Consider the following 22,249-nt stretch of genomic DNA (forward strand, 5'->3'; position numbering starts at 1 on the left):
AATTCAAGCGATGACAAGATTTTTTCGTTCTTAATCCAATCTCCATTAGCTTTTACATCCTCTAACCAACCCAATGTTCTTGAGCAAATCCTACGGCAATTTTGGCCAATAATGTGACAAAAAATCCCAGTATTAAATATCCCTGACGCTGATGGCGAGATAACAGTACACCAATGGCTACACTCAAAGGCACAATACCATAGGCGAGACGGCTCAAGGAAATAGTACCTCCAGAGGCTAGTAGCAAACCAATACCGCAAAAGCCGTAGATGACTGTAACTGGAGTGAGTTGCCGATGTAAGTGCCATAAGACATAGCCACCACCCAAAACCATGACTATGTTCAGCAAGTTATTAACCCACTGTTCGTTTGCCAAGACCAACAATAATAAAACTAAAGCATAAAAGCCATAAACTAATTTCCCAAACAGAGAATGTTTACGGAAGCGCCATAAAACATAGCAACTGCTAACAATTACACCCACCAATAAGGGATACCAGGGGTCTTTAATGCCGCCAGATTGGTTATGAACCCAACCATATTGCCAATTTTTTGTGCCAACAGCAATTTGCATGAACATATTTAGCCAACCTTGCCAATCAAACCCTAGAGTTGGTCGCCATCCGCGTTGTGCTTGGATAAAAGCTAAAGGGTTATCAAAATAAATTGCACAATACAAACTGAATAGAAGTATGCCAATAGCGGTAGCAAAAGCGGCAATATAGGCAATCGGTGGTCTGCGTTCTTTCCAAGCTGCGATCGCCAATGCTGGAATTAGTGCCATACCTGTGGGACGTGTTGCTGTGGCCATCGCACCCCAAAGAGCAGTCCAACGATACTGCTTTTGATCGAAAGCTCGCAAAGCCGCCGTACTCAAAAATAAATACAGTCCTTCTGTGTAAATTACCCCAGTAAACATAGACGATGGATAGCAAGAAACCACCGCAGTCACCCACTGTGCTGCACTGAGACCGTAATGCTCTTTACTCCAAAAATATAAACAGTAGAGAGCTGCAATAAACGCCAAATTGTTTACTAAGATGCCAGCTAATTCAAATGGCAAGCCTAGCTTCATTAAAAGCCAGATGCTTAAAGGAAATAGGGGAAAAAAAGCGAGATTATGTTGGTTACCGTCATCGACGAATTCATAACCAGAAATAGCGATCGCTCGATAATGTATGCTATCCCATGCATCAAAAACCTCCCAGCCAAAACGAGGCCAAAATTCTTCTCCTGGTAAAGGTAGCCTTGGTGCAACCAGTAACATCGCTATCCAGATGAAGATTCGACTCGCAAGCCATATTGCTGCTGGAAATAGCAAATCATTTTTCCATAAAATTTTTCTGACAACTATCTGAACTTTGACCATAGACTTGAGCATTTCAAAAGACTACTTTATCCATCCTCTTATCTATGAATACAGCACAGGAATTTATCAGTAATATTATGCATTTTCAATCCTCCACCAACACAAGTAACAAACTAAACAAATCGGCAATTACCGAAAAATATTTTCTATTTTGGTCATTTTTGCCTGTTTTGTCAGCATTTATATTTAAAGATATCGTATTTATAAATACAAATTTTGTCTAATTAAATGAAAATTATGTTGGGCGTTGGGCAAAACAGTTCTGAGTGCCGAGTGGTGTACATGGATAGTGGGGCGTTTAGCCTGTGCTGAATTATAGCTGTAGTCACATATATTAGGACATTTTGAGAGCGTGAATTTCAGGTACAGCAATGTTTTACTTCCTGCCTCCTGCTATAAGAATGAGGAGTTTTATTTGTCCCCTTGTCCCCGCATCTCCCCCACTCCCCTTCTGTGTATCGATTATAGTGATTGGTGTTATTAATGAGTCCTCAGCAATTTATAGTGGGAGTTATCTCTAAATCCTGAAATGATTGTGAAAGCGATTACTCTTGTTGGTTCTACTGGTTCTATTGGGACTCAGACTTTAGATATTGTCACTCAGTACCCAGATCGGTTTCGGATTGTGGGATTGGCAGCTGGTAGCAATGTTGAAATGCTAGCTGCTCAAATTCGGCAGTTTCAACCAAAAATAGCAGCAATTTGCTCAGAAGAGAAATTGCCAGTACTAAAAGAAGCCATTAAAGACCTCGATCCCCAACCGATTTTACTGGCAGGTGAAACCGGAGTGATAGAAGTCGCCCGCTACGGGGAAGCTCAAACTGTTGTCACTGGTATTGTTGGCTGTGCTGGTTTGTTACCGACGATCGCAGCTATTAAAGCTGGTAAAGATATTGCCTTGGCAAACAAGGAAACCCTAATTGCTGGCGGTCCCGTGGTTCTACCGTTAGTGCAAAAGCATGGCGTAAAATTATTACCTGCTGATTCCGAACATTCGGCGATATTTCAGTGCTTGCAAGGCGTCCCAAAAGATGGATTACGGCGGATTTTACTGACTGCATCTGGTGGGGCTTTTCGGGATTGGGATGTAGAAAAATTAGCAGAAGTCACCGTTGCTGATGCCTTGAAACATCCTAATTGGTCGATGGGGCGTAAAATCACAGTAGACTCTGCTACTTTGATGAATAAAGGATTGGAAGTAATTGAAGCTCACTTCCTATTTGGGTTGGATTATGACGATATCGAAATTGTCATTCATCCCCAGAGCATTATTCATTCCCTCATAGAACTACAAGATACCTCAGTTTTAGCCCAACTCGGTTGGCCAGATATGCGCTTACCCTTGTTGTATGCTTTATCTTGGCCCGATCGCATTTACACTAACTGGGAACGCTTAGATTTGGTGAAAGCTGGAAATTTAACCTTCCGCGAACCAGATCACCAGAAGTATCCTTGCATGAATCTGGCTTATGCTGTGGGTAAAGCTGGCGGTTCGATGCCAGCTGTGTTAAACGCTGCTAATGAGCAAGCTGTAGCTTTATTTTTAGAAGAGAAAATTCGGTTCTTAGATATTCCTCGGTGTATAGAATCGGTTTGCGATCGCCATCAAAATGATAACCGAGCAAATCCCTCTTTAGATGACATTTTGGCAGCAGATAAATGGGCAAGACAAGAAGTTTTAATAGCAACTGAAAAGTTAGAAACTCACTCGCGGATAATTTCTCTGCGATAAAATGGCTCTTGACCAATTCTTATTTAGCCTTCAGCATTAGGCTGAAGGCTAATAGTTCAATCCATCTCCGGTAATTAACCTCTACAATAGATTTCAACATCTACCAAAGTCTCCGATCTACAAATCACAGCAAAGATGGTAATCGTGATAACATAAATTAATTTATACGCATTTCTCATGTTTGGAAGGTGTCATCGCATTTGTGATGTTGAGTAAATTGCGATCGCTATCAGAAAAAAACTAAAAATAAAACTTTTGTATGGTGTAATTCTTTATACCTAAATATCAATGAAAAAACGTTTTTAATAATTCTGCCAAATTGCCAAATAAGTTGCCTCTTATGTGAATCATTGTTTCAATTTCAGGTAATATAGCATTAGTACAGTTAAAAAAATCTTAGCTTTAGTATCTACTCAAAATTAGGTCTAATAGTTTTAGCACTAGTAATTTTTACTCAGATAAGAGGTGACCTTTTCTGAATAAACGCGTTCTCAAATAACGGCTATTGTTAAGGAATTTATATATTATGATTGCTACGTTAATTGTAGCTTGGATTGTCTTCATAATATTGTGGAAGTTGCTAAAAGCAACCATAAGTAGTGCATTAACTATTGCCGCAATTCTTGTTTTGTTAAATATCGGTTTTGGCATTACTCCCCAAGATATTTGGCATCATATTATGCAGTTTGCTCAAACTATCTCGCAGATCCAAAACGGGAAGTAAAAAATTAAAAATTCACCTTGATTAATCAAGGTGAATTGGAAAAATGACCACATACAATTTTCGTAACAACCTTTGTTGGTCAATTATTATTCAATGCTGAAATCTTAGCCAATGCATCCTTAAAAGTTGGGGGTAACTGACGCATAATCTTGCCTCTTTCGCGATCTAGAGCGACTAAAGTCACCTTGGCAGTGACATATAACTGTTGTCCATCAGTTGAGATAATGGCATAATCCCAATCGATCCGGACACCAGTTACCTCTGCCATACGCGTTTTGACTATTGCTACCATACCCAATTGCATTGAACGATGATAGCGCACTGACAGTTCTACAACTGGTAAATCACAACCTAAAGCTACTAAATCAGCAAATTCAATACCTATAGATCGCAAACATTCAACGCGTGCTTCTTCCATCCAAGCTAGATAGGAACCATGCCAGACAATACCCGCATAGTCAGTGTGGTGGGGTTGGACTCTTACAGGATATTCAAACCAGTTCTCAAATTCATGATTTGATGGACTATCAAGGGCGCTAGTTGGTGGTAGTTTTGGTTGGTTGGATTTTTCTTCTGACATCTTCAAGTTTCTGAGTGCTTATTTTCAGTAGTTAATAAATTAATTATCCAAATCAGGCAATAGTATAAAAATTAATTGTGTTACCGGACTTCTTGATTTAAGATTTACACTTCCAAGTATAGGGAGTGTTTTGTTATGCAGCCTAATCTCCGGTATGTTAGTGTTGTAACTTTTACTCTACTTAGTGTACTCGGTTTTGGGATGGCGTCCCCAGAAAGTAGCCAAGTTGGCACAAATGCAAAGTTGCAATCAAATTTTGCAGACAAAGCTCAAGTTTTACCCCAAAATCATCAACTTTCAGAAATTGAAAGGCTTAACATAGAGGCTATCAAACAATCTCAGCAGGGTCAATCGCAACAAGCACTGCGAAGATTACAACAAGCACTAGCTATCAGCAGAGAACTTGGAGAGCGTTCTTGGGAAGCTGTAATATTTAATAATATCGGCAGAGTATACCAAAGTCAAAGAAAGTATCTAGAAGCACTCAAATCTTATGAGCAAGCCGCATTAATTAACAAAGAATTTGGGGATCTCGTTCGACTTGGCAAAACCTACAGTAACATGGGTTACTTATTTGATATCCAAAACAAACCAGAGTTAGCAATTCTTTTCTATAAGCGCTGTGTGATTAATCGTGAGAAAGCTCGCTTGAATCCATCAGCACTTGCTGTACTACAACCAGATGCCTATAGCATAACTCTTAAGCAGACATATCGCTTTTTGAGTGAAAGATTACTCAAACAAGAACGTATTTCGGAAGCGCAACGGACAATGGATTTACTCAAAGTGGAAGAACTAGAGGAGTATCTCCAAAATGTACCAGGTAATAAACGTACTGCTAAAGGCATTGATATAGTGACAGGAGAAAAACCAATTATACAAAAGTTGGATCGAAGCCTGGATAATGCTGTTGTCTTAGGAAAAGAACTAACAAAACTGCGTAAAACTCCTCCCCAAGAGCGATCGCTCCAACAGGAACAACGTATCCAACAATTAGTCTTAAGCCAACAGCAACTCTTGGATGAATTTAATACATTTATCGATAGTCCTACCGTGAAAGTGCAGATAGAGCAAATTAGCCGTACAGCGAGGCGGCAAAATTTGGATTTGCAAAGTCTCAATGAAATTCGAGATAATTTAGCGCGATTACCCCAAAAATCTGCATTACTCTACCCACTGATTTTAAAAGATAGCTTGGAATTGGTATTAGTCACACCTGATTCTCCACCAATTCATCGCACCGTTGCGGTAACAGCCGAAAATTTACATCAAACAATTGGCGATTTCCGCCAAGCTTTAATCAATCCGAGTCAAAATATCAAAGCACCTGCACGTCAGTTGTATGATTGGCTAATTAAACCAATAGAAAAAGATCTGAAACTGTCATATACACAAACTTTGATTTATGCTCCAGATGACCAGTTGCGCTACATTCCTTTAACTGCTTTATATGATGGCAAACACTGGTTAGTGGAGCGCTTTGGTATCAATCATATTACATCTGCTAGTTTGACTAACTTAAACACCCCAAAGCAATCGACTTTGCGGGTTCTAGCAGGTGCTTTTACTAAAGGTAATTATGAGATCAAAATTGGTAATCGCCAGGTTACTTTTGCTGGTTTGCCGTTTGCAACACGGGAAGTAGATAGCTTAGCTGCGGCGGTTCCTGATACTAAGAAACTTTTAGACGATGCCTTTAGTCCCAAAATTGCTGTACCCCAAATGGATGATTATACAATTGTCCATTTAGCGACTCATGCTGCCTTTGTGGTTGGTAAACCAGAAGACTCATTTATTTTATTTGGGAATGGCGATCGCGTTAATTTTAGAAATGTCGCTACTTGGTCACTCCCCAATGTAGATTTAGTTGTCTTAAGTGCTTGTGAAACTGGTCTGGGAGGCAAGTTAGGCAATGGTGAGGAAATTTTGGGCTTTGGCTATCAAATGCAACAAACCGGCGCTAAAGCCGCCATCGCGTCGTTATGGTCTGTGGATGATGGTGGTACACAAGCACTCATGAGTGTTTTTTATAATATTCTCTCTTCTCAGAAGTTGACTAAAACCGAAGCTTTACAACAAGCTCAAATATCATTAATTAAGGGAAACTGGAAGACAAAAAATGAGAATGCACCCGCAGGAAGCATTAGTAACTTTAGTCATCCGTACTACTGGGCACCTTTTATTTTGATTGGTAATGGACTTTAAGTGTAATTATGTTGATTTAGTTTTGCAGTGGCGATCGCTGTTGCAAAAATTATTACCACTAAAATTCCCAAATGCTGGGATAAACTTCGAGGTCAACTGAGACTAATAGGAGAAAACCCACAGTCAAGTTAATATAATGATTGTTGATCCTATCCAGATTCACCAGCTGACCTTAGTAACGCGCAACATCAGCGATTTAGATACGTGTGGTATTCCATTATTGAATCCTTTGACATAAAACTGCGATCGCTTTTTAAATGAAGGAGGACTCGCGCACACTGGACAGTGAACATCTTGCAGATATTAATGACTAATGCACGCCACAACCACACTATTTCTAACTGTGGTGCGTTTTCAAAGCTTTTAGCTCAATGCTGAAAATTTGGCTTGTGAGGTTTTGGCAGATACACAAAAAAGGCGATAAGCCAGGAACAAGCTAATCACTTAGGGATAATGGAAAATGGGTAATGAGCGATCGTTAACTAAGCTACTATTACCGATTACCAGTTACCAATAATCAATTTTTAATTTGCCATCGACCCTTGGAAAGTTAATAGTTCTTAGCAAGAGTTTTAGAGCCTGTATCCGTTTGCATAGATTGCTTGATGAGATTAGCCAGTTCGTCTAATTGGCTAATTGCCTCTGCACCTTCTAGCTTCATTAATTCGCGGTCATCCCGCATTTCGGTCCAAGTAATCCCATAATCAGATACTAAAAACCGAATCAGATGGTTATCACCCAAGCTAACCATAAACGATGCACTATTCATTTGGTCGCCACAAGTGTAGCAGGACGCAGGATACCCGCGCCGCTCTAAAACAACCGCCAAGGCTTGCAGGTTCATTACCAAGTCTTGGACGAATTGTCGATGTTGATGCGCTAGTCTCAGAAACACTTTTATCCTCCAGACACCACAGTAATTTGACTTTCTTTTATATTTTCTTTAGATTTTCCTATCCATTCGTATTGTAAACTATTCATTACAATTACCGGATAGATGATATTGAGTAGTTAATTAGACTACCTTGTTTAGGGTAGTGCATTCAAGTTTTGAGCGCCGTATCAAACTATTCAGTTTGCAAATTCAAAATCTGGGACAGAATTGCTAAATTTAACTATATCTTTATACACTCCTGTCAGGGTAGATTCCTAGATGAAGCGATCGCTTCAAGATTAACTCAAATCTAGCAGTAGTCAACTCCGGAAAAGCTACATATTGCGTTTTGATTAACGATTTGCAGTTAGATTTGCAGTTACTAAGGGCTATAACGTAGTTTTCCGTGGTTATAGTCCATATTGCTTGTATATTTGATCTGTTATGTTTTTAACGTATGTTTTGGCATGGACAGGCAATTAAGTATACCAAATTTGTCGCTCCTGCTATATAAATTTGAGCAGATGATAATGTAGTTGCTTAATTAAGTACTAACTTGGGAATAAATAGTCAATATATATACAAAATCTACTTAATTGATATAAGTTTCAGTCTCGAATCCACAATGGATAATCTAATCTCAATACTGAGAATAGATAACCTGATGGAAACAATGTAACCATTTAGGAAATACTTTTAGGTATTTCCAGGCGATCTGTTCGTGGTTAAGCTTTGTAAATCAATTGAGTTGCATATCAATTCGCCCCTTGTCCAGCATCTTCAAGGCGAAGATTTTACTTTATTGGCATAGAAAACACTCAGGATTATCCTTAAGACAAACCTTTTCTAAGTAAAGCAATGTTAGAACAACATTTTCAAGAGGCGATCGCATTAATTTTCTGTGGTGTAGAAATGCGCTCCCAATAAGTTAATAATTCCGCCGTCTGAAAATGTAGAAATGTTAAGAGACTACTTGCCACCAACCAAAAGCCGGACCGATAAAACGAATAGTTACCCATCCTACAACCATAAGGCCAATGCCTATCCAGGCACCGCGAGTAGTCCAACTGACAAATAATTCACCTTGAGTTTTTGTGATGGGAATCCAAGGCAAGATTCGAGTTTCTTGACCGTAAGTTTCGCCTTGTATAGTTTTACGACGCTTTGCTTCACCCATAATAATCAATAATTGAAATTTACTTAGGTTCTAAGTTTATCTTGCCAGGAATTGGGGATATAGACAATTAGGGAATAGGGCATTGGGCATTAGTTAGGACTTATCATTTTACCAATGACCAATGACAAATGACTTTAAGCCGAATTTTCCTCATGTGTATTAGAAAACAGACTGGGATCGAGATAGTTAATACGTGCCAGAGGACTTAAAGCAGCGAGAATTTGAGCGCCGTAGCTGCGGTTAACTACACGACTATCCAGTAAAGCCACAATACCTTGATTTTCTCGCACTGGAGCGATCGCTCGTTGTAATTCATTTAATGCAGTTGGCAATAAGTATAAACGGAACCAATCCTGATGCGATCGCTTGTAATGAGCTACCCTACCAGCAACCAGCGGATTTTCTAAAGATGGGAGCGGTAAAGTCGCAATGATTAACAACTGGGGTGCAGGTAAGACTCGTTGATGTTCTCGCCAAAATTCCCAACCACCGATCAAAATACCATTTTCATCTAAACAAGTTTTTTCTACCTGCACGCGCGAACCAAACTCTGAAGCCAAAATTGCCCCGACTTGAGATTTGAGTGGAACATCGCCCACCAAGACAACAGTTAACCCTGGTGCTGTAGCACTTAGACAAACCAGCGTCCGGGCTTTGTGAATAAATGCTGCTTGGAATTCTGGGGTGTTTGGTAACGGTAATTTATACGGCACATACAATTGAATTGCTTCGGCTTGACTCTCCGAAGAGAATTTTAGACAAGTTACATCCTCCAAACCCAAACGCTGACGGAAAAGGGGAGCCTCAGTTTCCGGTTCTATAGCACTACCAATTAAAACTACTGGTTGTCGTTGCCAAATGGGCGCGAGTATTTCGCCTAATTCTATTGGGGCGTAGTGCAAAGAAAATAAACCTTGGCGACGGGCAATAGTCGCCCAGAAGAGAGGAGGGGGATTAAGGGGGGCAGGGGGGGAGAGATTTTCATCGAATAGTTGAAATTGTTGCCAGAAATCTTTCCAATTATCTGGAATATTACTTAGGTCTAAAGCAGAATATAGACGACTTAAAATGTCTATTTCTGGCTGATAAATCAGATAGCACTCATAGGGATTGGCAGGATGCTGAAAAAGCTCATGTGTCAGTTGTATCCGTGCTTCCCGAATTGCCTCAGCTTGCTTTGGGCAAGCTAGCATGAGTTGATCCCAATCATGGGGTTGAATTTCTTGAGTAAGCTGATGACGCACCCAATCTTCGAGATCGTCTACACCATCAATAATTGTAGGAATACCTTGGGGAAAGCGATCGCCATCAGTTAATTGCCCCTTTAACCAAGCTTCTGGGGAAGTTAAAAGTAGCCCTTGGAACTGGGCATCAGGCCAAGCGTCACCTGTCCTAATTGGTTTATTAGCTGGTAGCCACTGCTGTAAGCGAGGAATTTCCACTCGCAACAGAAGTTGCTGCACCGATTCTTGAGCAACAATAATTACAGGGCCATGCCACATTAGGGCTGATGCTATGAAACTAGTACGATATAGCCCTTGATAGCCACAAACTGCCCCTACTTGAATTAGGGCACTACGCTCAACGCGCAAGGCGCGTGCTACCAACCGTGCCATCGTCAAATGATGGGGCCAGGAAGGGAACCCCGCTTGCGATCGCAAAAAGTTATGTAGTGACAAATGAACTTCTGCCTCAATCACACGCTTTTAATCCCATACAAAGTGACTTTTACTAACAAAGCCCCATTTCTATTATGTTGTCCTTTGTCATTTGTCATTTGTCCAAAACTAATGACCAATGACCAATGACTAATGACTAATGACTAATCACCAACTACCCTGAATTATGCCAACTTACACAGGAATTTCCAGCGAAGCCTTCAGGCATCCACTAGATCGCCAAGCCGAGCAAGCTTTACGAAATTTACCGGGATTTGATTTAATCGCTCGTAAATTTGTGGAATTTATCTACGAACGCCCTCAGTTAGTCTATCTAATGGGTAACACCATCCAAGTCGGGCCGCGTCAATATTCCACTATTTACCAGATGTTTCGCGAATGCGTCCGGGATTTGGATATTTACCCAGAACCAGCACTGTTTGTCTCGCAAAATCCCGAAGCAAATGCCTATGCTTTAGGGCAAGAGAATCCTTACATAGTCATAAATACAGGGATACTAGAGTTACTAGACGAAGCCGAGATTCGGGCGGTGCTAGCGCATGAACTGGGGCATATTAAATGTGGTCATACTATTTTAATTCAAATGGCGATATGGGTGATGAGTGCTGCTTCTGTCTTAGGAGAATTAACCTTTGGCATTGGTAATATTGTCACTCAAGGTTTGATTTTCGCCTTTTTCGAGTGGCGGCGTAAAGCTGAGTTATCGTCAGATCGGGCTGCATTATTAGTGATGGATGACTTAAATCCCGTGATGTCAACGATGATGAAACTCTCTGGAGGTAGCAAGAAATATGCCAATGAATGTAGTTTACAAGAATTTATCAAGCAGTCAGAAAATTATCAGGCACTTGATGAGGATGGACTAAATCAGATCTATAAATTCTTAATCTACAATGGCGGTCAGGGTATGATCTTGAGCCATCCTTTCCCAGTGGAACGCTTACATTACTTACGTGCGTGGGCAGTATCGGAAGAATATCAACAAATTCGCCAAGGAAATTATCAGCGATCGCCTGCTTCTGGAGCCGTAAATGTTTCAGCAGAATCTTCTGAAAATGAAGCAGAAGCTTTGCGCCGTCAAGTTGAAGAATTACAACGGGAAATTAACAGAATGAGAAGAACTGATAGTAATTCATAATTTACGTCTAATGTGAATTGAGTGTGGAAATCCTGCTAATTTCGTCTATCGTTCCAAAAATAGGATTTTTAACAAGTCTTGAAACCCTTATGAGGAAAGAGGCGTTTTTAATTCACATCAGGCGTAATGGTCATAAGTGATAACAAAGAGGTTGGAATACCCCACGCTGTACTCGAGAGCAGCGTCGGGTCTATGTCAGACTACCAGCAATCCAAGATTTAAAAGTTAAGACTTGAAAATTGTTTAACTATATCTGAGCATTAAATTTAGATGTAGGCATTTATTAATATGGCAATTCACTTGACAAAACGGCTTTTTGTGTTAATTAATATTCTTGCCCTTGTTCTCTTCATGCCGGGAATTGCTTTAGCTGCACCCGTTCAACTCAATATTACTTCTAGTATCATTGTTGCCCAAGCTGTAAAACCCACGAGCGACTCGATCTCATTTTCAGAGAATAACTTGACTCCTTTACAAAGCCAACAACTCCAAGGTGTGCGTCAGAGAAGAAATAAGGAAATCCAGGCGGTGTTAAACTCATGGCAACGCGCTCGACTTACTCACAATCTCCGCGCTGGTAACGATATTAATCAAGGTATAAAAACACTGAATTTGCTACCAGAACAGCAAGAATTAGTAGAGGCGATACTGAAAGTTAGTAACTTGAAGATAAAGGCTATTTTATCTCGGTATTCGCTAAAAACAGAGTATAAATAACAATTTTTTCTCAAGTAAAGGGATTAGGTTGGAAGATTTTTGGTGTTTCATCCAAAAATATAAATATTAACAACAAGATTCCCGATTTCTTAAATGGAAATCGGGAATCTTTAGTCTTTTGATTTTCAGAATTGGAATAGTGCGTTACCTAGCTAATAGACGTTCTGAAAGTCTCAGTTTAGAAATACACCTGATTTAGTAATGATTCAGGTTAATACCAGCTTCTTTGGCCATTGCTTCCAACCCTTTGGTTTCTAGGGATTTGATTGCTTTAGTACACAGCTTTAATTTAACCCAGCGATTTCCACTTTCCCACCAAACACGCTTGACTTGCAGATTAGCGTGCTGAAGGCGTTTAGTACGGCGGTGAGAGTGGGAAACCGCAAAAGCGTTATTTGCCTTCTTACCAGTTAGTTCACAGCGACGGGACATAGGAATTATTTCCAGTTTCTTATTTTAATACAGCCTTTCCATTTTAGGACTTAGGCAGCAGAAGTGGGGAGATAAGGGGCAAAGGGGCGGGCGACAAGAAGATAAACAAAACTCCTAACTCCCAACTCCTAACTCAGCACTATTTACCAGCTTGTTCCGTCAATTTGGTAAGTACTTCATTCGATCGCTCTACAAACGATTTCATCCCATCAGCGTCAAATCCTTTCTGAGACATCAGGGCTAAATCGTAGACGTGTTGGCAAATCAAGTTCACTAACTGATCTGTAGACGATTGACCATCACCTTGAATGATACTACCCTGGTTAAGATTCGCCAGATTTTGAATCAGTGGATGGGCAGTATTCACTACCAAAATGTGATCTTCGGGAAACTCTACTGTCTGCTGCTGCATCATCATGGCGTTCATTTCCCGCATCCGCCGCAGAATCTCTGGTAAAAGTACGATCGCAGGTGGTGTTCCTTGAGGATCGTCTGATTTCAAAGCTTCGGTACGGATGTTGAGTTTCGGTTTGTTGAGGGATTTCTCAAATAACTCTTTGATCGTCTCACTCCGAGTTTTATTCGTCTTGGGATCGACAATTTCCGTCGCTTTGTCTTGTTCGAGCAGGGTATTATCTAAATCGGAGTCTACCCGCGTAAACTTGACATCCTGATATTCCCGCTCTAAGAAGTTAATGAAGTGCGTATCAATGAAGGAGTCCATAAATAGGACTTCCAAGCCTTGATTTTTGTGCAGTTCTATGTATGTAGCTTGGGTTGCTTCATCAGTGCTGTAGAACACCCGATTTTCGTTGCGTTCTTTGTTACGTTCTAAGTATTCTTTCAGCGTCGTATAGGGACTAGTGGGTGCTGAATTTTCAGAACTGGCTGAAGCAGGAGTGACATCTTGCCAAGCATCTCCTTCAGCAGACTGTACCTCAACGGCTGGAGTTTCGGCAGCAGGTTTTTCTGTCAGCTTGGCGGTGCTACGGAAAATGATGATATCTTCGATTTGTTTTTTGAATTTTTCATCGTTGAGAGCGCCAAATTTGACAAAAGTACCGAGGTCTTTCCAAACACCAGTGTATTGTTCGCGGTTGTCGCGGAAAAGCTCTTTGAGGCGATCGCCTACTTTTTTGGCAATGTAGTCACCAATGCGTTTCACGGTGCGATCGCCTTGCAATGCACTACGCGATACATTCAAAGGAATATCAGCACTATCAATCACACCGCGCATCGGCATCAAAAATTGCGGGATAATTTCTTCGCAGTTGTCGCTAACAAAAACTTGATTGCAGAATAGCTTGATTTGTCCTTTGGTAACATCGACATCCGGCCTCATTTTGGGAAAATACAAAATCCCGTTGATGATAAAGGGATAGTCAGTATTTAGATGTACCCACAACAGTGGCTCTTCTTGAAAAGGATACAGGTAGCGGTAAAACTCTAAATAATCTTCTTGAGTGAGATTACTCGGAGACTCTCGCCACGGTGCTTTTTGCCTATTTAATACTTCACCATCCAGCTTAATCGGTACTGGCATGAAGTCGCAGTAAGTCTTGACAAGATTCTTAATCCGTGCTGCTTCGAGAAATTCTTCTTCTTCTCCTTGCAGCGTCAGAGTAATAGTTGTACCACGAGTTGTTCGGGATGACTCTTCTAGGGTGAAGGCTGGGGAACCATCACAAGTCCAGTGAACCGCCTGTGTCCCTTCTTGGTACGATAGCGTATCAATCTCTACCTTCTGCGCCACCATGAAGGAAGAGTAGAAGCCAAGACCAAAATGACCGATAATCGGTTGATCTGATTTGCCTTGATACTTGTGAATAAATTCTTCAGCACTAGAGAAGGCAACCTGATTGATATATTTCTTAACTTCTTCGGCGCTCATCCCGATACCGTTATCGGAAATAGATAGGGTCTTCTTATCTTTGTCAATGGCAATTTCAATTTCTGGTTCGCCTATTTCTCCAGCGTAATCTCCGGCGCGGGATACCATTTTCAGCTTTTGGATGGCGTCTACAGCGTTGGATACCAGTTCCCGCAAAAAGATTTGGTGATCTGAGTAGAGCGACTTCTTAATGATCGGGAAAATATTCTCAGTATGAATACTGATAGTGCCTTGTTCTAACATGATTGGTAATCTTTGATGTTAGTATCTGAAATGATCGTAGTAGCTGATATAGCCCAGACCTGTGCTTTCAGGGATAAACCCGGAGAACATAGGAGAGCATGATACCAATTAGGATTTTAAAAGCATAGCTTAGGCGATCGCTTCTTTTTCGATCATTGTTTGCCCCCATTTGATGATTCGGATTTCCCTACTCCCTCATCTCCCGGTTGGTGAGTGTAGCACTTCGTGGAAGCAAGCTACGCGTAGCGTCTCCAAGAGTTGTCGAACCACATCTCACCCACTCAGTAGAGACACCTTAATCCCGTCTCTATCCACTCCCCAGAGACTACTGCCTAAGTATTTTTATGATTTTTTTCTAACACCAAAAAATAGTGGTATGGATAAGTAGGATCGATAAATTCTTGTTTGACACTTAACCCAGCATTGGCAACGGAATTTAAAATCCGCTCTTTAGGATATTTTTTCAGACCCATTTCCCAATAATGCTCATCACATACTGGCGTTGTACTCCAGAATTTTGGCACATTAAGTAATAAATGCCTTGGTCTACCGGAGAAGGAAGTTTTGATTTGCAATGACAAGTACTGGGTGCAATAAGGAATCGAAATCACCAAAAATTTGTTTGTTGCAATGGCAAGTTTTTTTAATGCTTGTTCTGACTGTTCGTAAGGGAAGTGTTCTAGCACTTGAAACAGGACGATCGCATCAAATTTATCTTTTGGCAAAGAAAAATCCGTGGTGAGATCCAAAAGCATATCTGGCTTCAGATTGGGGTCAACATCAGCCGTGCTGACGTTGTATCCATTATTCTTTAACAAATCTGTTAAGAGCGAATTAAAAATCCCAATTTCCAAAACATTTTTTACCTGATTACCCAGCGCAAAAATTAGACGCAGCTGGTGGTGGTAACTAATAAGCCGATTTTTTGATAAATATTCTGAGTTCCTAATATCTAAGGATGTGATGAGTTGCATAAACAATGCCTACTTAATTTGATCGAGTGACAAATGTAGCGGGTATACAACTACAGGATTCCCCGAAAAATAGTGAAAATAACAGCACTATCATTTTGATCGTGTAGCGCTAGTATTTGATTTTTGAAATACACCTAGGTATGTTAGCCCAGAAAGTACAGCATCATTCCAAACTTATAGTGTCTTATACTCCGCTGAGATTTTTTCAACAACAGACAGAGAAACTGTCTCAAACAATTACTTAGCATTAGATATACTAGTAACGTATTTTTCACTAAAATTAAGGTATCATAACGATTCTTCTTTGGATACCATAGGCGGTAGAAGCGTCTGCCTTCTACTTATAAGTTATATCTACCGTTTTACGAGTATAAAAAAATGAGGTTTACAGACTGGGCGACTAGAGTAATGTTCATTTCGCTGATGTTCGCCGCTCTAATTATAGTGCTGCTAATTGGACGAGGGACACAATTACAAAATAATACAACTACATTTAATACATTCAATACATCTAATACATCAAAAGCTGAGGTTACACCCTGGACTCAATATCCACAAGCGCAATTCCAATCAGCTAAATACCCAGAAAAAAAACCTCAAGTTGTTGTTAAGTCACCAGTCAAGACGCATCAGCCTCAGCCTGTATCAAGGTACGTTACCACTCAAGCTTTTGCACGTTACAGACCTCATTATCAAGTTGTCTCAATTGATCCAAGTAACTATGGAGAACGATATACCACAGACGTTAATGGTAGACCTGTCAACAACCAACCAATAGTCGTTCTCCATGAAACTGGTTATTCTGCTTCTAGCGCGATTAACTTTTTTCAAGTAGCTCATAAAGATGAAAGTGTCCAAGCAAGTTATCATGCTTTAATCAAACTAGATGGAACGGTAGTTTATCTAGTACCGCCAGAAAAGCGAGCTTTTGGTGCAGCTCACTCAGTATTTGATAGTCCTGATGGGTTGGAAACTGTACAGACTAATCCAAATTTGCCTCCATCTGTGAATAATTTTGCTTATCATGTTTCTTTAGAAACACCAGCAGATAGTTATAACAGTGACAGCCAAGCAACTCATAGCGGTTACACAGAACCTCAATATCATTCTCTTGCTTGGTTAATTGCTCAAAGTCAAGTTCCTGACTATCGCATTACTACCCACAAACAAGTAGATCGTTCTGGTAAAAAAGTTGATCCAATAAATTTTGATGGGAACAAGTTTCTGGACTTATTAAATATCTACCGTCAGGTCAGACCAATTTATAGGACACAGAGATAATTTAGCAAATCATTTAGATTATTTTTGGTCTTTCAGTTAGCTATTCACTCGTAAACTGGGTAGTGGATATGATTGATGCTGCTTAAAATCGGCAAAATCACAGATGGAATTAAATGGGCAAAAGCGACAGTGAGAGCCAGGATTAGGAGGAAATATTTTACTAAAATTACTAGTTTCTTCCTGATATTTTTGTAAATCTTGCTGGTGCTGGTGGGCAATATTAGCTAACTCAAATTTTAAAGATTCTAATTCACTGTTGTTAATGCTAATTAATTCAGATTTTTTACAAATTTCTAGATTATAAAATGATGCGACAGCTTCCCTTCCAGGGTAAAGATAACGAGCAGCTAGCAAATATACTAAAGCCTGTCGTCGGTCAAAAGCAGATTTACCAGTTTTGAAATCTAAAATATGTAAAGTGCGATCGCTCTCAATGAAAACGCAGTCCATCGCCGCATACAACCGAAAGCAATAATCCTCTTGTTCAATGACAATCGGTTTCGGAAAGCCTTCATCCCCCGGTGTTAATTGGATAATATTTTTATCCAAAAGCAACGGATCGTCATGATATTTTTTCAAAATTTCCAGCACGCGTTGCCGGACTTGCTCGCTTGAGTTGCCTAATTTCAGTAGCTGTGCAACTTTTTCTACCCCATCTGATTGCTTTAAAAGATGTCTGTGATTATGAAACTCATAAACACCTTTTTGGGCAAGTATTCCAATCCGTTGGGGTGCAGTGGCTTTCGCTAACAATGCTTTGACTTGTGATTCGTGTTGCCGCGCTTTGATAAACCCCCGTCTCATCTGGCAATGCCAGCGCTCTTGCCCTAACGCCGGGGCAACTAAAGACCAAAGGTGATAACTGGCAAAAGGTCGATCGGGGGTTGACATTGCTCAGAAACAGTGAGAGAAAGTACGGTGGGAAGAACTTAGTTCGTCAGTTTCCACCGAACAGAGCTTCGGAGGATACTTGCTGCTACACACGCTTTGCGGGAAGCTTTTAATAGTACTGATAATGTACGGGAGCAAGTGGCAAAAATGAGCGCTAGTAGCAATTCCAGCAAAATAAAATTTGGTACTGATGGATGGCGAGGCGTTATTGCCGATGACTTTACTTTCCCCAATGTACGGAAAGTTACAAGGGCGATCGCCAGTTACCTGGAAACAGCCTACACAAAAGACAGACCAGTACTTATTGCCTACGATACTAGGTTTTTAGCTGACCAGTTTGCCCGAACAGCCGCCCAAGTTCTGGCAGACTTAGGTTGGACTGTGAGAATTACCGATCGGGATTGCCCTACACCAGTAATTGCCTACAACGCCCGTTACCTAAATTCCGCAGGAGCGTTGATGTTTACTGCTAGCCATAATCCAGCACGATACTGTGGAATTAAATATATCCCTGATTATGCTGGACCTGCCACTCCAGAGATTACTGATACTATTGTGGCAAATATAGAAAGTTCATCGGATGAAATCCCGAGCAATAGCCGACGTGATTTAATTTCTATTTTCGATCCGAAACTAGATTACTTGCAATTTATCTATACGCTGCTTGATATACAACGAATTAGAAGTGCTAATTTAAAGATAAAATATGATGCTTTATATTCTACCTCTCGCGGTTATTTAGATGAAGTTTTGCAACATAGTGGCGTTGAGTTAGAAAGTTTCCACGACTGGAGAGATGTATTATTTGGCGGTGGGATGCCAGAACCAAAAGGAGAACAATTAGTTGAGTTAGTGGAAGCAGTCGTCCGCGATCGCGCTGATTTGGGTTTGGCGACGGATGGAGATAGCGATCGCTTTGGTATTGTTGATGAACAAGGAACCGTCCTCACTCCCAATACTGTGTTGTTAGTTCTAGCACGTCATTTAATTAAAAATAAAGATAAAACTGGCGCCATAGTTCGTACTGTAGCTACAACCCACCTCCTGGATAATTTCGCGGCTAAAAATGGGTTGCAAATTTATGAAACACCAGTGGGTTTTAAATACATTGGTGAAAAAATGCGGGAAACTACCGTACTGATTGGTGGAGAAGAATCAGGCGGATTAAGTATAATTGGGCATATTCCCGAGAAAGACGGGATTTTAGCCGATATGCTAGTGGCAGAAGCGATCGCCTACGCAGGTAAACCTCTGAGTCAGCTAGTGGCAGAAGCGATCGCCGAAGCTGATGGTCCGCTTTACAACAACCGCATAGACTTGCACCTCACAGAGTCTCACAAAACCGCTGTTATCGACTCCTTCACCAAAAATCCACCCACAGAGGTAGCAGGAATTAAAGTCAAGGAAGTCGGGCGTAAAGATGGCATTAAGCTGTATTTAGAAGAAGGTAGCTGGGTGTTACTGCGTCCTTCCGGTACAGAACCCTTGGTGCGTGTCTACCTAGAAACCAACACTCCGGAAAAACTTACCAAAATTGCCCAAGAGTTAGAGAGTGCCATTGCTAAGCTAGAGATGCTAGCAGTTTAATTAGTCAGAGTTAGGAGCTAAAAGTTAATAATTCTTAACTTTTAACTCCTAACTTCTAAGTTTTACCAAAATATGAAAACCTTAGCTCCTTTTTTGACAACTTTAGTTGTAGCTCTTTGGGTAGTGGCGATCGCCATTATTTCAGTTCAAAATGCCACACCAGTATCGTTAAAATTCTTAACATTCCAATCAATACAAATACCAGCAGGTTTAGTTTTAGCTTTTAGTGCTTGTCTAGGGTTAATTGGTATGGCACTGCTGCAACCCCTTTGGGGCTTAGCTGGTTCTGGGCAGAGTAATTCTCGATTGGAAGACGATGCCGAATTTTTTGTCGATGATGAAGATTTTTGAGGGTTGAATAGCTTTTTTCAAAGATGGCTATAAGGGAGTATTCATTTGCAAATGGCCAATGATAAATAACTAGAGAATTTGCAGAACAACTAGTGTCATATCATCAGTATTTTGCTTATCAGCACCGATAAATTGCTGAACTTGGTCAAATAAATAATCGACTATTTCTTGTGGGCCATTGCAGTACTTACAAGCTGTATTGAAGTCAGCTATAAAGTTTTCTTCGTCGAAGCGATCGCCGCTAGCAGCAGCAGCATCAGTCAAACCATCTGTATAGTAAATAATTGTATCCCCAGATTCTAATTGTACCTGGGCATCTTCATATTGACTGTTAGCATCCAAACCGATTAGCATTCCTAAAGTATCTAAACGGCTGACAGTTTTTGTAGCTGCGTGCCACCACAAAGGAGGATTATGTGCTGCATTGCTATAAGACAAAATGCGGTTATAGGGATTATATTCTGAGTAAAATAACGTCACAAAACGATGGGAATTTTCCAAATCTGCATACATAACTCGATTTAAGTTTTGCAGAATTCCGGCTGGAGAATTACCGTGTAAGACTTCTCCCCTTAGCATTCCTCGCATCATTGTCATAATCAGCCCAGCAGGAACACCTTTGCCCATCACATCTCCAATCACCAAACCCCAGCGGCCACTTCCCGCACTGCTTTTAGTGTTTAGCTGAATCTGATTGTTATTGGTGGCGATAAAATCGTAATAGTCTCCACCTACCCTATTGGCTGGTTTACAGCGTGCAGCAAGTACCGCACCAGGTATTATAGGGCATTGGCGTGGTAGGAGTCGCCGTTGAATTTCTGCGCCAATTTCTAGTTCTTGATCTAAACGTTCTTTTTTTCTCAGTTCTACAGCTAGTTCATCATTTTCGATGGCGACTGCTGTTTGGTCTGCCACTAACCTAACTAACTTTTGCCTAGTTTCTGTCCAACTATATTCAGGATCGCGGCTCAAAACATATAGCCAACCCCGTTCTGTATGCTTGACCAAAATTGCCGTACCAAAGATTTGCACATCTGGTCCCAAATAGCGATGCATTTGGTCATCCAAAATCCCCGTAGCATTTGCGAGAGGGGCACTATTGGGCATAAGTGTAATTTGACTGCTAGCTATTTCTAGCGCTTTGCGGATATCCTTACGCTGGCGACTATCTTGCCAATGTAGTTGCTCTAACCTGACTTGACCATTGGGTTTGTAGAGAAATAGGGCACTGCCATCCGCATCTGTTACTCTTGTTGCCATCAGCGGGATTAGCTCCAAAAACTGATTCAAATTATTGAAACTTCTGAGGGCGAATCCTAAAGAACTTAGTAAATCTTGAATTTTGTTCTGTTCCCGGTGCAACCTTGCTACGAGTTCTTTTAGTGCCACGACTGGCGTGACATCAGTCGTGGTACTACTATTGTTGTCAGTGGGTTGAGAGGGCAGTTGAGACACAGGCACAGGTACTATTACACTTTAATATTGGTAGGTTTGAGATTAGTTATAAATCTTTTAGTCTTGGCATTGCTAAACCATATTTAGACAAGAGTTGTCACTTTAGCAAGAGTATAAAGACGTAACAGGTAACTTTTATGAGTATTTTATTTGCTTATTTCATTCCCAATTGAATATTAGTAACTTCAAATCATGTATTTTTAATCCAAATCCAACCTGTTAAAATCACTAGTCTGAGTGATATTTCCGAAAATTTTTCGTTTTTTCCTAACTTAATTCTCAAAGCATATCTCTAAAGTCATAAAAATACTTTCATAAAAGAATAATTTATCAGGCCTTTGGAGTAAGTGTTTGACCAGAAGTAACATGTCCTTTGTTTTTTATCAGTTGTCCTTGGTCATTTATTTAGACCAGTGACTAATGACCAAACGCTTAAAATTTCTAGATTTCCTACAGAAAATATTTATAGATACTTTCGGAAGTAGGAACCGAGAATACACTGGGGAGTGTTGAAGCATTTTACTTACACTAATCCATGATTTTTGGACTTAAGCTGTTTCCAGTATTTTGTTTTCTAGTTAATTCAAGTGATGATACCAGATTCAGTTATCCCTAAATTTATCAATTTGTCAAGCAAAATTTTTAACCCCAGTTTTTTTAACCAGTACAGGTAGGCAACTTTGTGGAGTTTAAAATTGTTCCCATCTCCGTATAATACCGTTTCACTTTCAGATTGATAGAGATTCTTGCAGAGGAGGCAGGGGGAGCAAGAATAGTGATTTATTTGTATCAATAATTTCGTGAAATGGTATGGGAGCTTCTCCCGAAGTTCTGATGCTGATGACCGGCTACGGTAACGGTGGCAGTATTAGCAAGCAAGGCAGAAGGAATACTGCCTGATGCTCTCTACGAGACACTGCGCGTAGCTTGCTTCTCCAAAGAAGTATGC

18 protein-coding genes are annotated in these 22,249 nt (G+C 40.5%); 8 read left to right on the top strand and 10 right to left on the bottom strand.

The features are described from left to right. Positions 1-61: 61 nt before the first annotated feature. Positions 62-1,369 carry a mannosyltransferase family protein gene (locus ACFG4S_RS25525; protein WP_392536080.1) on the bottom strand — a complete coding sequence of 436 codons (1,308 nt, stop codon included), beginning with the start codon at positions 1,367-1,369 and terminating at the stop codon, positions 62-64. Positions 1,370-1,904: 535 nt separating this feature from the next. On the opposite strand from ACFG4S_RS25525, the gene ACFG4S_RS25530 reads away from it, so the two are divergent. Further along, positions 1,905-3,101, top strand: coding sequence for a 1-deoxy-D-xylulose-5-phosphate reductoisomerase (locus ACFG4S_RS25530; protein WP_392531732.1), 1,197 nt, complete (start codon positions 1,905-1,907; stop codon positions 3,099-3,101). Positions 3,102-3,627: 526 nt separating this feature from the next. Beyond that, positions 3,628-3,825 carry a hypothetical protein gene (locus ACFG4S_RS25535; RefSeq protein ID WP_392531733.1) on the top strand — a complete coding sequence of 66 codons (198 nt, stop codon included), beginning with the start codon at positions 3,628-3,630 and terminating at the stop codon, positions 3,823-3,825. 79 nt (positions 3,826-3,904) lie between these two features. Here the strand turns inward: ACFG4S_RS25535 and ACFG4S_RS25540 are convergent, their stop codons facing one another. Then, positions 3,905-4,405: an acyl-CoA thioesterase gene (locus tag ACFG4S_RS25540; protein ID WP_392531734.1), complete on the bottom strand. Its 501-nt coding sequence runs from the start codon at positions 4,403-4,405 to the stop codon at positions 3,905-3,907. Positions 4,406-4,540: 135 nt separating this feature from the next. Between ACFG4S_RS25540 and ACFG4S_RS25545 the strand changes: the two genes are divergently transcribed. Continuing rightward, on the top strand, positions 4,541-6,610 hold the full coding sequence (locus ACFG4S_RS25545; RefSeq protein ID WP_392531735.1) for a CHAT domain-containing protein: 2,070 nt from the start codon (positions 4,541-4,543) through the stop codon (positions 6,608-6,610). 550 nt (positions 6,611-7,160) lie between these two features. Here the strand turns inward: ACFG4S_RS25545 and ACFG4S_RS25550 are convergent. From ACFG4S_RS25550 to ACFG4S_RS25560, 3 genes are all read right to left on the bottom strand, one after another. Beyond that, a complete protein-coding gene (locus ACFG4S_RS25550; protein WP_392531736.1) occupies positions 7,161-7,505 on the bottom strand; it encodes a DUF1815 family protein in 345 nt (114 codons plus the stop codon). Positions 7,506-8,445: 940 nt separating this feature from the next. Beyond that, positions 8,446-8,661 carry a DUF2839 domain-containing protein gene (locus tag ACFG4S_RS25555; protein ID WP_392531737.1) on the bottom strand — a complete coding sequence of 72 codons (216 nt, stop codon included), beginning with the start codon at positions 8,659-8,661 and terminating at the stop codon, positions 8,446-8,448. Positions 8,662-8,795: 134 nt separating this feature from the next. After that, positions 8,796-10,361, bottom strand: a complete 1,566-nt coding sequence (locus ACFG4S_RS25560) for a helicase C-terminal domain-containing protein (RefSeq protein ID WP_392531738.1) — start codon at positions 10,359-10,361, stop codon at positions 8,796-8,798. A 145-nt stretch (positions 10,362-10,506) separates the two neighbouring features. On the opposite strand from ACFG4S_RS25560, the gene ACFG4S_RS25565 reads away from it, so the two are divergent. Beyond that, complete coding sequence (locus ACFG4S_RS25565; protein WP_392531739.1) at positions 10,507-11,478, top strand: M48 family metallopeptidase; 972 nt, start codon at positions 10,507-10,509, stop codon at positions 11,476-11,478. A gap of 288 nt (positions 11,479-11,766) precedes the next feature. After that, complete coding sequence (locus ACFG4S_RS25570; protein WP_392531740.1) at positions 11,767-12,195, top strand: hypothetical protein; 429 nt, start codon at positions 11,767-11,769, stop codon at positions 12,193-12,195. A 195-nt stretch (positions 12,196-12,390) separates the two neighbouring features. Here the strand turns inward: ACFG4S_RS25570 and rpmB are convergent, their stop codons facing one another. From rpmB to ACFG4S_RS25585, 3 genes are all read right to left on the bottom strand, one after another. Next, entirely contained in the window at positions 12,391-12,627 is a 237-nt protein-coding gene (rpmB, locus tag ACFG4S_RS25575) for a 50S ribosomal protein L28 (protein ID WP_392531741.1), read from the bottom strand. A 139-nt stretch (positions 12,628-12,766) separates the two neighbouring features. Continuing rightward, positions 12,767-14,761, bottom strand: coding sequence for a molecular chaperone HtpG (gene htpG, locus ACFG4S_RS25580; protein ID WP_392531742.1), 1,995 nt, complete (start codon positions 14,759-14,761; stop codon positions 12,767-12,769). Between the two features lie 332 nt (positions 14,762-15,093). Further along, a complete protein-coding gene (locus ACFG4S_RS25585) occupies positions 15,094-15,735 on the bottom strand; it encodes a class I SAM-dependent methyltransferase (protein ID WP_392531743.1) in 642 nt (213 codons plus the stop codon). 378 nt (positions 15,736-16,113) lie between these two features. On the opposite strand from ACFG4S_RS25585, the gene ACFG4S_RS25590 reads away from it, so the two are divergent. Further along, a complete protein-coding gene (locus tag ACFG4S_RS25590) occupies positions 16,114-17,016 on the top strand; it encodes a peptidoglycan recognition family protein (RefSeq protein ID WP_392531744.1) in 903 nt (300 codons plus the stop codon). Between the two features lie 36 nt (positions 17,017-17,052). Here ACFG4S_RS25590 and ACFG4S_RS25595 read toward each other — a convergent pair whose 3' ends face one another. Beyond that, positions 17,053-17,907 carry a PD-(D/E)XK nuclease family protein gene (locus ACFG4S_RS25595; RefSeq protein ID WP_392531745.1) on the bottom strand — a complete coding sequence of 285 codons (855 nt, stop codon included), beginning with the start codon at positions 17,905-17,907 and terminating at the stop codon, positions 17,053-17,055. 147 nt (positions 17,908-18,054) lie between these two features. On the opposite strand from ACFG4S_RS25595, the gene ACFG4S_RS25600 reads away from it, so the two are divergent. Further along, entirely contained in the window at positions 18,055-19,494 is a 1,440-nt protein-coding gene (locus ACFG4S_RS25600) for a phosphoglucomutase/phosphomannomutase family protein (RefSeq protein ID WP_392531746.1), read from the top strand. Between the two features lie 72 nt (positions 19,495-19,566). Beyond that, a complete protein-coding gene (locus ACFG4S_RS25605; RefSeq protein WP_392531747.1) occupies positions 19,567-19,845 on the top strand; it encodes a LapA family protein in 279 nt (92 codons plus the stop codon). A gap of 69 nt (positions 19,846-19,914) precedes the next feature. Here ACFG4S_RS25605 and ACFG4S_RS25610 read toward each other — a convergent pair whose 3' ends face one another. Beyond that, positions 19,915-21,306, bottom strand: coding sequence for a PP2C family protein-serine/threonine phosphatase (locus tag ACFG4S_RS25610; RefSeq protein ID WP_392531748.1), 1,392 nt, complete (start codon positions 21,304-21,306; stop codon positions 19,915-19,917). Positions 21,307-22,249 lie beyond the last annotated feature (943 nt).

The sequence above is a fragment of the Nostoc sp. C117 genome (assembly GCF_043099735.1).
In the GTDB taxonomy this organism is placed as follows: domain Bacteria; phylum Cyanobacteriota; class Cyanobacteriia; order Cyanobacteriales; family Nostocaceae; genus Nostoc.

Bases quoted from the DNA above. Each gene is read 5' to 3' on its own strand.
- ACFG4S_RS25600 (WP_392531746.1), top strand. From the start codon at position 18,055: ATGAGCGCTAGTAGCAATTCCAGCAAAATAAAATTTGGTACTGATGGA.
- ACFG4S_RS25540 (WP_392531734.1), bottom strand. From the start codon at position 4,405: ATGTCAGAAGAAAAATCCAACCAACCAAAACTACCACCAACTAGCGCC.
- ACFG4S_RS25525 (WP_392536080.1), bottom strand. From the start codon at position 1,369: ATGGTCAAAGTTCAGATAGTTGTCAGAAAAATTTTATGGAAAAATGAT.
- ACFG4S_RS25570 (WP_392531740.1), top strand. From the start codon at position 11,767: ATGGCAATTCACTTGACAAAACGGCTTTTTGTGTTAATTAATATTCTT.
- ACFG4S_RS25565 (WP_392531739.1), top strand. From the start codon at position 10,507: ATGCCAACTTACACAGGAATTTCCAGCGAAGCCTTCAGGCATCCACTA.
- ACFG4S_RS25545 (WP_392531735.1), top strand. From the start codon at position 4,541: ATGCAGCCTAATCTCCGGTATGTTAGTGTTGTAACTTTTACTCTACTT.
- ACFG4S_RS25605 (WP_392531747.1), top strand. From the start codon at position 19,567: ATGAAAACCTTAGCTCCTTTTTTGACAACTTTAGTTGTAGCTCTTTGG.
- rpmB (WP_392531741.1), bottom strand. From the start codon at position 12,627: ATGTCCCGTCGCTGTGAACTAACTGGTAAGAAGGCAAATAACGCTTTT.
- ACFG4S_RS25535 (WP_392531733.1), top strand. From the start codon at position 3,628: ATGATTGCTACGTTAATTGTAGCTTGGATTGTCTTCATAATATTGTGG.
- ACFG4S_RS25595 (WP_392531745.1), bottom strand. From the start codon at position 17,907: ATGTCAACCCCCGATCGACCTTTTGCCAGTTATCACCTTTGGTCTTTA.
- ACFG4S_RS25585 (WP_392531743.1), bottom strand. From the start codon at position 15,735: ATGCAACTCATCACATCCTTAGATATTAGGAACTCAGAATATTTATCA.
- ACFG4S_RS25555 (WP_392531737.1), bottom strand. From the start codon at position 8,661: ATGGGTGAAGCAAAGCGTCGTAAAACTATACAAGGCGAAACTTACGGT.
- ACFG4S_RS25590 (WP_392531744.1), top strand. From the start codon at position 16,114: ATGAGGTTTACAGACTGGGCGACTAGAGTAATGTTCATTTCGCTGATG.
- htpG (WP_392531742.1), bottom strand. From the start codon at position 14,761: ATGTTAGAACAAGGCACTATCAGTATTCATACTGAGAATATTTTCCCG.